Source organism: Paraburkholderia sp. HC6.4b (genome assembly GCF_014200875.1).
GTDB lineage: Bacteria > Pseudomonadota > Gammaproteobacteria > Burkholderiales > Burkholderiaceae > Paraburkholderia > Paraburkholderia tuberum.
In genome coordinates, this window is sequence record NZ_JACHDC010000004.1 from 230,406 (window position 1) to 242,440 (window position 12,035).

The following is a 12,035-nucleotide window of genomic DNA, read 5'->3' on the forward strand; positions in this document are numbered from 1 at the left end:
ATCATGACCAAGCTGAACATCGAAACGAATATGGCCGATCCCGATGCGTTCTATGAAAAGCTCATCGACGCGCACAATGGACTGACCGACGAGCAAAGCCATTTCATGAACGCAAAGCTCGTGCTGCTGCTCGCGAACCACATCGGCGATGCCGACGTGCTGCTCGAAGCGCTGGCGCTGGCGCGCGCGGATTGACGACCCAGGCTCAGCGCCCGATCCAGCCGAACCGCCACGACAGCCGTCGTGTCGTGGCGAGCAGCCTCTGCGCGGTCGTGCCGTGCGTGCTGAAATCAAAGCCGCCCGACGGACCGATCACCGCGACCACCAGACTGACGCTGCCCGTATGATCGAACACGGGCGCGGCCAACGCGCCGATGCCCGGCACCGGCGCATCGAGTGCGTCATCGATGCCGTCGCTGACAACCTTCGCACGACGTGCCAGATAGGTCGGGGCCAACGACGGCGGGCCCTTTTTCGGCGCCACGAGCACTTCCGCAACCGGCGCGCCCGCGAGTCTGATCGATTCCTGCGACAACAGTCCGACCAATACGTCGTCCGCAAGATGCGCGGCGAACACGCGCCCTATCGCCGTGTTGACGAGCGACATCACGGTGCCCACGCGCAGGCTCACGTGTTGTGGTCTCGCCGATTCTTCGAAACGGATTACCGTGGGACCCAAAGGTCCAAGAATCGCCACCGCGACGCTCATGCCGGACTCCGCCGCAAGCGTGACGATCTCCGGTTCGGCATCGCGAATCGGCGACATGCGCTGCAATGCGATCAGGCCGAGCTCCATGCCGAGCGGTCCCGCACTGAAAAGACCGGCGTCGTCGCGGCTCAGCAAGCCGACCTTGAGCAGACTCACCAGATGCGGAAACGCCTTGGCGGCGGCCATATCGGCGGCCGCGGCCAGATCGCGCAACGACAGCGGACGGCCGGCGGCAACGAGTGCCAGCAGGAGTTCGCCTGTGTTGTCGAGCGCGCTGATTCCGCGCTGAGCTTTCGTGTCGTTGAGTTGGGGCGTGTTCGCGTCGGACGCGTCCGGGGTTTCGATCTGCATGATTCTCAGCTGGGTGTGACCAGCGCTTCGGTGATACGTCGGGAAGTTTCGAGCAATTGACGCGCGACCACACCGTCCCACGCGACTTCGATCGAGCCCGACGAGCCGATCGCCGTCAACGCGAGTTGCATCCGTTGATCGCCATCGAACACCGGCACGCTCAGACTGCTGATGCCCGGACTCGGCGCATCGATACCTCGCTCGATGCCGCGCGCGCGGATCTCATCGAAGCGTTTGCGCCACTCCGCGCTAGTCGGCCCTTTGGCGGCGCGGCCGCGCGCCGGCGTCGGGTCCGCCGAATGCGCCTGGCTTCGCGCCATTTGCGCGACCTGCTCGGGCGCGCAGAACGCGCAGAATACGCGGCCCGTCGATGTCGCTTCGAGCGACATCACCGTGCCGATGTGCAGATTGACATGCAGCGGCGCACCGCTGCGCTCGTATCGGACGATGGTCGGGCCCTGCACGCCCGCCACGCAGATCGCCACGCTAAGACCGATCCGCTCCGCGAGCGACGCCGCGTGGGCAGCCGCGATGCGATAGACCGGCTGCTGTTCGATATGCATGAGGCCAAGCCGCAACGACAGCGGCCCCGGCTCGTAGTTGCCGGTCAGGGCATCGCGCTTGACGAGGCCGAGGCGCGTCAGGCTCACGAGATAGGTATGCGCCTGCGCCGACGACAGTTGCGCCTCGCCGGCCAGTTCGGTCAGCCCGAGCGGTTCGCGCTGTCGCGCCAGCGCCTGCAGCAGACGTCCGCCAACCTCGACGCTCTGAATCCCCCGCTGTTTCTTTTCGCTTGTCGTATCAGCCATCGTGTTGTCCGCCCTTGACCCGAAGGAGATTCGGCCCGTCCGCTGTCGCCCGTGGAAGGCCTAGATGGTATCCGATCGAACCGTGCAGACCAACCAACGGAGTTTACCCTTGCTTAGTGAATGACAAGGTATTTTGTCATTGACAAATATCAGCGTGACGACGACTATTAGTCATCCCCCAACGAGTCGTGAGACGGAGACAGACATGGCGAAGGCTTTCGCATCCCAGGCCGATCTGGAAGAGAAGAAGATCACGTGGACCCAATTGTCGGAAAACGCGTATGCCTACACGGCCGAAGGCGACCCTAACTCGGGCGTGATCATCGGCGACGACGGCGTGCTGATCGTCGACACCACCGCCACGCCGGCCATGGCGCAAGACCTGATCGCGAAGATCCGCAGCGTCACCGACAAACCGATCAAATACGTCGTGCTGTCGCACTATCACGCGGTGCGCGTGCTGGGCGCGTCGGCGTACTTCAAGGAAGGCGCGCAGCAGGTGATCGCCAGCCGCGGCACCTACGAAATGATCGTCGAGCGCGGCGAAGCCGATATGAAGTCGGAGATCGAACGCTTCCCGCGCCTTTTTGCGGGCGTCGAAACGGTGCCCGGCCTGACGTGGCCGACGCTGGTTTTCGAAAAGGAAATGACGCTCTTTCTCGGCAAGCTCGAAGTGCGCATCGCGCATCTCGGCTCCGGCCACACGAAGGGCGACACGGTCGTCTGGCTGCCGTCGCAGAAGGTGTTGTTCTCCGGCGACCTGGTCGAGTACGACGCGGCCTGCTATTGCGGCGACGCGCAACTCGAACAATGGCCGGCAACGCTCGAAGCATTGCGCGCCCTGAACGCGGAGAAGCTGGTGCCGGGTCGCGGCCCCGCGCTGCTGTCGCCGGCGGAAGTGAACAAGGGCCTCGATTACACGAAAGACTTCGTCACCATGCTGTTGCAGGCGGGCCGTGACGCATTCAAGGACAAGCTCGATCTGAAGGGCGCGATGGCGCTCACGCGCAAGTCCATGGACCCGAAGTTCGGCAACGTCTTCATCTACGAGCATTGCCTGCCGTTCGACGTCTCGCGAGCCTACGACGAAGCGAGCGGCATCAGCCATCCGCGCATCTGGACCGCGCAGCGCGACAAGGAAATGTGGGACGCGCTGCAGAACTGATCGTTCTGTGCATTCGAGGAAAGGCCGTTCGGTCTTTCCTCACTTCCGTTTAGACCATGAAGGCGCGCTCCGCACGCGGAGCGCGACATGCAGCATTGCCTCGATGGCAACGCTATTGGCTGCGCCGCGCCCGTCGCGAGTGACGATTCGGTGTTCAAGAAGGTCGCGTGGCGCGTCGTGCCGTTTCTCTTTCGAAAATGCAATGGATACGAAGTGCGCAACGCCTACCGTGACCTCTAATCCGCATTGGGAGTAGCCGCTTGCGCCGATGCCTCAGATACACTCGCCGCTTGTCGCACTACGTCGAAGTTCGCCAGCGCTACCTCAAGGTTGGCGTTAAATTGCAGGGACCCATCAGGATAGCGCAGCAGCGACCCTGTGTTCCCCATCGATACTTGACTCGCGGCAATGCCGTTATCGTCCTTGACCTGAGTGTCGTTTCCGTTGATCTCATACTTGCGCTGCAGGCTCTCGGCCACCAAACGGCCCATCTGCGCAATACCATCATGCATGCTTGCTCGCAGCAGACGGCCATTGTTGTCATTCCATATCGCGACGTTCTGCGTCGAATCTTTGCCAGAGGTCACTAGCTTGGCGCGGTACGTGATACTGGCCCGGTACACTGAGTTCTTCGGGGCAACCGCTAGTCCGTTGTCGGGTGCCGTCGCTTGAACGATTGGCTGCAGTTTGGCCGCGGCGCGAGCCTTGGAGCTACGCGGAAACAGCAGACTGCGTGTCGAAAGCTCAAATGTGGAAAAATCAGGCGATAGGTGATAGTCAACAGTCACGAACATCACAGAGCCTGACTGCGAGGCGATGAACAATTCATTATAGTCTTGGTCCTTTACATCCTTAGTCACTTCAACGCGCTCGACTTGCATCTCCGGCGCTTCTCGAAGCGCATTCAATATCGATTCGCGCATCTGCTGGTCGAAATTTAGCTCGACCAGTTGGTCCTTTAGAGGATGGATCGTTTCCTCAGCGCTCTTAGCACGCGAAGTATTGATACCTGCGTCCACCGCGCCGAGAGCACCGCCACAGGCAGCGGCCAGTAGAATGCCAATGCCGGGAATCACCCCACAGGTCGCGGCCGCAGCCAAGCCCGTGGTCGACGGGACGAACGCCGCATACAACTCTGGTTGCGCGATACCCACCCGAACTTCGACGGGTTGCATGGTTGTCAGAACATCGTGCTCCACAGACTGGGTGAGCGGCGGGCGAGCACACCCGGTAAGAACAACGAGACTCGCAAACATTGCGACAGCACGGATTTTCTTCAAGATACTCCCTTTTCTTTGATTTATATTACAAATTCAAGCTCGATCGGCTGCGCGAGCTGCTGCCCGTGAAGCTGGTGATAGAGGAAACAACCTTCGAGAAACCACCGGTACCCGAACGCAGGCCCGGCTAATGCCTACGCTCGCGGAAACGACAAACCCACTTGGTATTCTTCACAGATAAAGCCATCCTCGGCCGGATTGTGCGGTGTCCGATCCGAAGACCAATACCGCAATGACGGAATTTGGCTTTGTATGTCATTGCGCACTGCCGCGGACATTCGGCTTGTCATGTGAACGACCTGTTTCACCTTGGACCATCCTTCCGCGATCTCTTTGACCGAGTTGCCAGCCGCAACCGCGATCTGAACTGCAAGGTCGATATGCGGGGAAAGACACCAACATCAACGGGATCGACATCCACCGTCAAGGAGTACTGCGCTTCCGCGTTGACGCCCGCGCTAATCGCTCCTGTGCCTGCAAAAGAGGCCCACATCTGCGAACCAAGCAAGCCACCTGACCTGAAGATCGGTGCATCACCGCCGAGCATTTCGCTCGCGAGTGCTGCACGCCCGCCGTTGATGAGCGCGGTGATTCCCATTTTGATCGGTACGGCAACTCCCATCTTGAGGATACTCAATCTGCCTAAACCTTAAGCCCCTTTGCTGCTTTATATGCAATCGCTTGTGCAGCATGCAATGCTTTTGCCAGCTCAGGATCGTTCTCTTCGAACTCCCGTGCAGCAAAGTGCCCCACAACTATTTTTTTCAGGCGCGTGCGATCTTTATCGTCCCCTCTCAGAACGGACAGCAAATACTCTAACTGGGCCACAGTCGAAGCAAATATCTCGAACCCAGAGGCTGCATTCAACCTTGCTCTCGCAAGAGCCAACGCTTTCTCTACTGTTTCTATTGCGGTCATACCTTTCCCCAAATCATCGTGGAACCAGCACAAACACTGGTTTCTGCGTAGAAAACAATTGGCGTGCCCCACCAACGGCCGGGTACGACTGCCCCTTGACCGACCAGAAATCGTCTACGGCCGCCGATGTACTGCGCAGCATAGTTACCGGCTCTGCGGTCCTGTAGGAGTTCAGGATTTTCGGCTCAACAGTTTGTGTCGTCCGATTAAAACCAAGTGGACTGATGCCAAGCTCGGCCGGCTGAGCGGACGAACAAACGAGTACCAATTACCTTGTGGAGCTCCTGGCGTCTGGTATTGCCATAATGACCGTCCAGTACCGATGGTCTGCATTTCAACGCATTTAGTGAAGTCAATACCCATCATATACGATGGAATACTGGTTTCCGGTACACCCTGAGACACGAAGAAGTTAGTTGCCGTTTCTTGGCGCCCTCGAATGTTAATGTCAAGATTCAAATTTCCTGTGCGATCAAACTTGTCATTTAGATAAGCACGCCGCAATGCTGTTGCATCAGATGTAATGTCCCTCACAGCCTGCCCAGGTAACATCGCATCAAGCAGTCCCGTCCCCTTCATGGCGAGTTGCTCCGTCATCCCGAACATGCTCAACGCAAATCCCGTCGCATTACCCGAGCGCGCCGCGAACGTATCCTCAGCCTGGAAATACGGAATCTGAGGCGTCTTGCCACTAGCCGCACCCGGCGGGAAGACTCCAACCGCTTCAAGCCCACCCACTGCCACATGATCCAGTTCAAACCCGCCATTCACAAACTGGATTGGTGTGTTGGCCAGACCCATCACGAAGTTGACGCTGTCCGATGCCGCCTGCTTCGCATACTCCCACGCGAGCAACGTATTGTCCGGATTGCCGCCCGTATCCGCCAGCATGATCGGTCGCTGCCGATCCGGCAACCCCATCGATGGGCCAAACAGCGTCGACGATGCGCTATATGACGACTCACTGTTATCAACCAGCCCACCATACACACCGAACAGCGGCGCATTGCTGCTGTATGCGGGTGCGACGAACCCGATGCCCACTCCACCAAGACCACCCGGCAGAATCTGACCGGTCACGCCATCGATCGCCTGCTGCGTGCTCAGCGCCGTCGTGTCACTCGCTGCGACGCGGTCCACCACCATATTGCCAATCGTCGATGCGATCGCATCCATCGCAATGGCGCCAACATTGCGCCCATCTTTGAAACGGTATTTAATCCGTGTTCAAGTACCCGGCTTCCTTGAGGAAGTGTGCGATTCCAATATTCAAATCCGCATCTGAAATCCCGTCTACTCGTCCTACGCCCTTCCAGCGGCGAATGAGTTGGATTGCGGCACCATCAATTTCCGGGAAGCGATCAACTAGTAAACGACATAAATCCCGTGAAGTAAACGTTGGATTGGAAGACAAGATCTCTCCAAAGAGATCTGAAGCGACTACGCCTTTGATTAGCTCATCCATCATCGACCAAGCTTCATAAAGTAAGCAAATTGAGTATTGGAAATGACTGGATCTGGCACGATTACTGACGTATATCCATAACTCGACGCTAACCTGCCAGTCCATGTATTGAGCGCAGCATTTTCCTTGCTCATCCCTGCAGCCAAGTTCCGCGCATACTCAGCGGCATTGACACTGTCCGTTCCTGATACCCATGTACCGGTAATGCCATTAACCTCAATTCCTTCTCTATCCAATCTCAGCATCATACTGGCAAACATATCTTTGCCAGAGCCGAGTTTCGCTACATCGCCGTTAGCACGAATCTCAAACGAGAGACGCTGGCTTTGATCGATGTATGCGTTCAGCCCATGGCTCCCGTATTCTGCGTCGAGATAGTCAATGCTAACTCCCCCACCATATCTATTGATTGAGAATTGGTCGCTAACATCGAGCCGTGGGATAGGAGGTCCAACCCGTGAACTGATCGCCATGTCCTCGGGTAGTGCATACATCCGAAGCCCCGGCGCCGCGCGTTCGAACATACCTTCAATCTGCGGCCCAAAGCTCTCGCCCGCCGACCGCAACATTGCCTGGCCCTGCTGCCTTGCAAGCGTTACCGCTCCACTTTCGAATGCACCAACGCCGAGCGTACCGGCGTTAATCACCAGGTCTTCCTTTGTCCGCTGAAGTTGCCCCGGGCTACGCATCTCGCCAGTGACCGGATTCAGGCCGAACTGGGAGAACAGTGCAGCAACGTCGCCAGCCTTTTCAGCGGCACTATATGCAAACCCAAGGATGGCACCGCCCGGCGTATCCGCCACGCTCGGATCAGACAGCCGCTCGCGCATGCTCAGCGGCAAGGCACGAATTTCACCAGCTTCTCCGCGCGACCCAACACCCGTAACCAGAACGTTCAGTTCGCCCCATCCCGGTCGAACATCGGCCGGGTTCGCCGCCTGCAACTGCATCTCTGCGATACGGGCGATGCGTGCCTGCTGCGCGTTGAACGCAGCACCACCGTACGGACTCGGCGTACCGCTCACATAGCCGCCTGCTGCACTGGCGGCACCAGTCGATGCCGCTGGCCCCTGCAACGCTAGGCTCCAGCCCGCCGTCCCTGCAAACTGATCGCCAGCGCTGACGTTATAGCTCTGCTGCGTCGTCTGTCGAACCAGGTCATCGTAGTTGCCACCGACACCGTACAGCGCACTCATGCTGCCGTCACCGGACGTCGCAGTTTTCGCGACCGACGCGGCCTGAACCTGGCTCACCACCAGATTGCCAATGGTGCTCGCGACGGCATCCATCGAGATTGCGCCAACATTGCGCCCAAGGCTCCCACCGCGCACGATTGTACTAGCCGCACCTGCAGCAACCCCCGCGCTCACGCCCGTCACAAATCGACCGCTGTCGGACTGCATATTGAAGCCAAAGTCCGCCCCGACGCTACGCACTGCGGCGCCCACGCCATACGCGACTCCCGACGCGATCGCAGAAGCAGCTACCCCCTTCCAGTCGAAGCTGTGCTGTGCGCCAGTCAGCACGCCAAGACCCTGCGTAGTTACCGACCGGATTGCTCCTTGCGCGGCGGCACCGGCAAACTGGCTGGCGGCACTTCCGCCGAACGCGCTACCGACCGCCGTGCCAACTCCGGTTACGCCAAGAACGCTCGAGCCGACCGCTGCGCCGACAGCGCCCATCGCCACCCCCTTCCAGTTGAAGCCGCTCTGCTCGCCAGCCGCGATCATGACGCCCTGGGCCGCTGCCGCTCCTACGGCACCACCGATCACAGACGCCGCTACCGCAGTACCGAAGCCCATCGCCGCACCGCCGCCTACCAGCGCGGCGGCGCCGGCCGTCATCGCGCCACTCACGGTCAAGCTCGACAGCGTTCCGGCCAGCGCCATCGATGCCGCTCCTGCAGTGAACACCGTTGCCACCGCCGCAACCACGACGGCAATGATCGCCGCCACCGGACCACATCCCCCATCCTTGCTCGGCGGAGGCGGCGGATCAGGCAAGGTCGGCTGCGTATTGCCGATCGCCTTGCCCGGGTCATACGGCTTGAACGTCGTCGCCGTATTGTGCACGTTCGTGACCTGGTTGGGCACCGTCAGCATCTGCCCGGCCTTCAGCACGTCGTCGCCCTTCAGCCCGTTCGCGTCCGCCAGGATGTACCACAGCGTCGCATCCCCCCACAGCGACGACGCGATCGACTGCAGCGTATCCCCATCGCGCACCGTCCAGGTACCCGGGCTCACGCCCGGATACACCCCGTTGATCGCCATGAAGTTCTCGTCGAAGTCCGCGCTGCCCACCGGCGTGAACACCTTGTACTGACTCTCGCTGCCCTTCGCGAGCTTGCCGGCCAGCTCCTGCACGTAGTCGACCGTCTCGACCCCGTCGTTGCCCTGGTTGCCCACCCGGTTGCCGTTCAGGTAGTAGTAGTTGTGCTTGCGATCGCCCGTCGCGCCCCGGATCGTGCCGTCATCCCCAACCGTCACGCCCACCAGTTCGTCGCGCCGCTGCACCTGGCCGCGCAGATCCGTGTAGTACGTGAACGCGCGTGCGCTGCCCGCCTGGCCGCCACCATCGTCGTAGGTGGCCTTCAGGTTGCCGTTGACGTCGTAGTTGAAATAGCTCGATGCCGGTCTCCAGCCCGGCGCGTCCGGGTTGCTCCCCTGCGCCAGGATCTGGCTCTGTTTCGCGCTGTCCCACCATTCGTACGAATAGGTGGATGTCATGGTCGCGCCGCTGCCATTGTCGGGACGTGTGGCGACCTGCCCGAGCGTGCCGTCGGCCATGCGCGTATAGGTCGTCGTCGTACCTTCGATGTTGTCATGCTCGGACATTAACTGGCTGTCGGCGTCCCAGTCGCGCGTCACCGCCGTCACGATCTGACCGCTGCTCCTGTCCCGTTCGATGATCTCCGTGACGCGCCCCAGCAGATCATTGGTGCGCTGCCGGATCACCATGCCGTCGACCGTCTGCGTCGCCAGCAAGCCGTTCGCGTCGTACGTGTAGTACTCCGTGCGTCCATCCCTGGCATAGACCGCCATCGTCCGCTCGCCGGCCGCGTTATAGCCAAGCTGCACGCCGTCGCCGCCGGCCGCGCCCGCCACGATATGCACACTGGTGTCGTCCGGATCGGTGGCGCGCGTGCCCGACAGCGATCCCATCGAGACCGTGAAGCGGTTCAACGCGTCGTACTCGTACCAGTACTCCTGCTCCGTCGCGTGATAACCCACCATGTCCGTGTACGTCGCCATCATCCGGCGGCGATTGCCGACCGCATCGTACTCGTAACCGACCTGGTAGCTGTTGTCACGGATCGCCACGACGCGATTCAGGGCGTCGTATTCGACCCGCGACTGCGCGAACACGTACGAGTTGCCGAAGTCCGTGAAAAATTCCGCCGTACGGTTGCCGTCGCCGTCGTATTCGTAGAGCGACTGGGTCTGCGTGCCGTAATCCATGATCGAGCGCACCAGACCGTGCGAGTAATAGCTGTATTCGACATGCTGGCCACTCGTGCCTTCCTGTTTTGTCAGCAGACCGGCCCAGTTGTACGTGTACTGGAACACGTGGCCACCGAGATCGGTATGTTTCGTCACCCGGCCGAACAGATCCACCTCGTCGACCATCGAGCGGCCGTTCGCATCGATCGTCGTCTTTACCCATCCACCGCTCGCGACCGAGCCGATCGAGCTGATCGTGCTCGCCCAGCGGTAGTCGTACTGCACCGTGCGGCCCGCCGCGCTGACGGTCTTCACGATACGACCGTCGGCGTCGTAGTAGATGCGTTCGCGTCCGCCCAGCGCGTCCGTGTGGGCAATGCGGTTACCCGCACCGTCGTACTCATAGCGGTCGACGCTGCGCTGCCCGTTGGCTAACACCGGCCGGGCGATCTCGATCAGCTGGTTGGCCCTGTCGTACGTGTAATCGGTGCGTCGTCCCAGCTCGTCGGTCGACACGCGCAGATTTCCCACCGCGTCATACGAGAAGTTCTTGCTATACCCCATCGCATCCCACGACTGCGCCACCGCCGGCTGCGCGAGACCGTAGTTCCACTGCTGGGTGCTCAGATGACCGTTCGCATCCTTCAGGCCCACGAGGTTACCGGTCAGATCGTAGTAGTACGTGGTGAGCGGAGCCATCTCTATCTGCGCCCCGTTCTCCAGCGTGACCATGACAGTCGGCTCGCGTTTGAGCGTGAGAGAACCCACTGCGACGATTGCGCGATGAAGTTGACTGAGATGACACGATCACCATCGGTCGGCACATCATGTATTTCGGCGATATCGTGCGACGGCACCATGATGCCCAGGGAATGCAAGACCAAGGAGTTGGGACTCAAGCGCGCAGAGCGAAGGGCCGATAACACCGTTATGAGGACGGCACTATCGGCAATACTTTACTTGTCGCCGTTCGATGTGAACTCCACATCGCTAACCACGCCCTTGTCGTTGAAAGCAATAACAAGCTGTTTGTTATTGAACTTTAGGCTGAATGCCGATCCGGAAACTTGCGTGTAGCTGTAGATCAGCGCATCGTCATCCTTGTTCTTGATCAGAGGATAGATAGCTCGCCCGCTCGGCTTCCCCAACATCGCGATCACATCGTCCCGCGTCGTCTGGCCCTTGGCGATTGAACCCACCTTCGATTCGTCGAAGTCCGTGGAATCCGACTTGAATGAACTGACGAACTCGTCTCCGACAAGTGTGTTGTTGAACAGCGAGAAGTTCATCGCACGCGCAGGCGTCACCCCGCTTTTTACAGCTTCACCAGCCGTGTTAGCGTAAGCATATTTTTTGACCTTGATGATCTGTCCGTTTTTCGTGACCTCACCGTTCTGATATGGTTTTCCCATCATCGCCTCGACATCCGCAGCGGTTGACTTCCCGACATCCAGCCGTCCCGCTTCCGGACGAACAAAGTCGGTCCCGGCACAACCGGACAGGAATGCGACAGCAAACAGGGTAACGACCAAGATCTTTTTGCTTTTCATGTAGTTCAAAGTTTGAAGCTGGTGATAGAGGAAACAACCTTCGAGAAACCAGCGGTACCCGAAAGCAGGCCCGGCTAATGCCTACGCTCGCGGAAACGACAAACCCACTTGGTATTCTTCACAGATAAAGCCATCCTCGGCCGGATTGTGCGGTGTCCGATCCGAAGACCAATACCGCAATGACGGAATTTGGCTCTGTATGTCATTGCGCACTGCCTCGGACATTCGGCTTGTCATGTGCACGACCTGTCTCACCTTGGACCATCCTTCCGAGACCTCTTTGACCGAGTTGCCAGCCGCAACCGCGATCTGAACTGCATGGTCGATATGCGGGGAAAGTATTTTCAT

13 protein-coding genes and 1 pseudogene are annotated in these 12,035 nt (G+C 59.6%); 4 read left to right on the top strand and 10 right to left on the bottom strand.

All coding sequences use genetic code 11. The features are described 5' to 3' along the window. The first annotated feature begins 3 nt into the window (after positions 1-3). On the top strand, positions 4-195 hold the full coding sequence (locus HDG34_RS07725) for a DUF2783 domain-containing protein (protein ID WP_013094246.1): 192 nt from the start codon (positions 4-6) through the stop codon (positions 193-195). A gap of 10 nt (positions 196-205) precedes the next feature. On the opposite strand, the gene HDG34_RS07730 is transcribed toward HDG34_RS07725, so the two are convergent. Beyond that, positions 206-1,060: an IclR family transcriptional regulator gene (locus tag HDG34_RS07730; protein WP_184058919.1), complete on the bottom strand. Its 855-nt coding sequence runs from the start codon at positions 1,058-1,060 to the stop codon at positions 206-208. Between the two features lie 61 nt (positions 1,061-1,121). After that, a pseudogene (locus HDG34_RS07735) lies at positions 1,122-1,869 on the bottom strand (IclR family transcriptional regulator); the annotation flags it as partial. A gap of 205 nt (positions 1,870-2,074) precedes the next feature. Here HDG34_RS07735 and HDG34_RS07740 point away from each other — a divergent pair. Together HDG34_RS07740 and HDG34_RS07745 are read left to right on the top strand one after the other, a co-directional pair. Next, complete coding sequence (locus HDG34_RS07740) at positions 2,075-3,034, top strand: MBL fold metallo-hydrolase (RefSeq protein WP_184058923.1); 960 nt, start codon at positions 2,075-2,077, stop codon at positions 3,032-3,034. Positions 3,035-3,121: 87 nt separating this feature from the next. Then, complete coding sequence (locus HDG34_RS07745; protein WP_184059277.1) at positions 3,122-3,274, top strand: hypothetical protein; 153 nt, start codon at positions 3,122-3,124, stop codon at positions 3,272-3,274. Here the strand turns inward: HDG34_RS07745 and HDG34_RS07750 are convergent. Beyond that, entirely contained in the window at positions 3,271-4,314 is a 1,044-nt protein-coding gene (locus tag HDG34_RS07750; RefSeq protein WP_184058925.1) for a hypothetical protein, read from the bottom strand. The two genes, HDG34_RS07745 and HDG34_RS07750, sit on opposite strands and share 4 nt — an antisense overlap. Positions 4,315-4,604: 290 nt before the next feature. Between HDG34_RS07750 and HDG34_RS07755 the strand changes: the two genes are divergently transcribed. After that, positions 4,605-4,967, top strand: coding sequence for a hypothetical protein (locus HDG34_RS07755; RefSeq protein ID WP_184058927.1), 363 nt, complete (start codon positions 4,605-4,607; stop codon positions 4,965-4,967). On the opposite strand, the gene HDG34_RS07760 is transcribed toward HDG34_RS07755, so the two are convergent. The 7 genes from HDG34_RS07760 to HDG34_RS07790 form a co-directional block, all read right to left on the bottom strand. Next, positions 4,957-5,232, bottom strand: a complete 276-nt coding sequence (locus HDG34_RS07760) for an immunity protein Tsi6 family protein (RefSeq protein WP_184058929.1) — start codon at positions 5,230-5,232, stop codon at positions 4,957-4,959. The two genes, HDG34_RS07755 and HDG34_RS07760, sit on opposite strands and share 11 nt — an antisense overlap. Before the next feature lie 13 nt (positions 5,233-5,245). Then, positions 5,246-5,500 (bottom strand): polymorphic toxin type 46 domain-containing protein, encoded by a 255-nt coding sequence (locus HDG34_RS40105; RefSeq protein WP_184058931.1) that lies wholly within the window; start codon positions 5,498-5,500, stop codon positions 5,246-5,248. Beyond that, a complete protein-coding gene (locus HDG34_RS07770) occupies positions 5,404-6,408 on the bottom strand; it encodes a polymorphic toxin type 46 domain-containing protein (protein WP_184058933.1) in 1,005 nt (334 codons plus the stop codon). Before HDG34_RS07770 ends, HDG34_RS40105 begins: the two co-directional genes overlap by 97 nt. A 40-nt stretch (positions 6,409-6,448) precedes the next feature. Further along, positions 6,449-6,700, bottom strand: coding sequence for a hypothetical protein (locus HDG34_RS07775; protein WP_184058935.1), 252 nt, complete (start codon positions 6,698-6,700; stop codon positions 6,449-6,451). Then, positions 6,697-10,905, bottom strand: a complete 4,209-nt coding sequence (locus HDG34_RS07780; RefSeq protein WP_221309068.1) for a LysM peptidoglycan-binding domain-containing protein — start codon at positions 10,903-10,905, stop codon at positions 6,697-6,699. Before HDG34_RS07780 ends, HDG34_RS07775 begins: the two co-directional genes overlap by 4 nt. Before the next feature lie 188 nt (positions 10,906-11,093). Then, positions 11,094-11,687 carry a hypothetical protein gene (locus HDG34_RS07785; RefSeq protein WP_184058939.1) on the bottom strand — a complete coding sequence of 198 codons (594 nt, stop codon included), beginning with the start codon at positions 11,685-11,687 and terminating at the stop codon, positions 11,094-11,096. An 81-nt stretch (positions 11,688-11,768) separates the two neighbouring features. Next, positions 11,769-12,035: a hypothetical protein gene (locus HDG34_RS07790; RefSeq protein ID WP_184058941.1), complete on the bottom strand. Its 267-nt coding sequence runs from the start codon at positions 12,033-12,035 to the stop codon at positions 11,769-11,771.

What these genes read in the sequence shown, in the direction of transcription:
- HDG34_RS07740 (WP_184058923.1), top strand. Translation starts at nt 2,075, where the DNA reads ATGGCGAAGGCTTTCGCATCCCAGGCCGATCTGGAAGAGAAGAAGATC.
- HDG34_RS07790 (WP_184058941.1), bottom strand. Translation starts at nt 12,035, where the DNA reads ATGAAAATACTTTCCCCGCATATCGACCATGCAGTTCAGATCGCGGTT.
- HDG34_RS07725 (WP_013094246.1), top strand. Translation starts at nt 4, where the DNA reads ATGACCAAGCTGAACATCGAAACGAATATGGCCGATCCCGATGCGTTC.
- HDG34_RS07730 (WP_184058919.1), bottom strand. Translation starts at nt 1,060, where the DNA reads ATGCAGATCGAAACCCCGGACGCGTCCGACGCGAACACGCCCCAACTC.
- HDG34_RS07760 (WP_184058929.1), bottom strand. Translation starts at nt 5,232, where the DNA reads ATGACCGCAATAGAAACAGTAGAGAAAGCGTTGGCTCTTGCGAGAGCA.
- HDG34_RS07770 (WP_184058933.1), bottom strand. Translation starts at nt 6,408, where the DNA reads ATGGATGCGATCGCATCGACGATTGGCAATATGGTGGTGGACCGCGTC.
- HDG34_RS07785 (WP_184058939.1), bottom strand. Translation starts at nt 11,687, where the DNA reads ATGAAAAGCAAAAAGATCTTGGTCGTTACCCTGTTTGCTGTCGCATTC.
- HDG34_RS07745 (WP_184059277.1), top strand. Translation starts at nt 3,122, where the DNA reads ATGCAGCATTGCCTCGATGGCAACGCTATTGGCTGCGCCGCGCCCGTC.
- HDG34_RS07775 (WP_184058935.1), bottom strand. Translation starts at nt 6,700, where the DNA reads ATGATGGATGAGCTAATCAAAGGCGTAGTCGCTTCAGATCTCTTTGGA.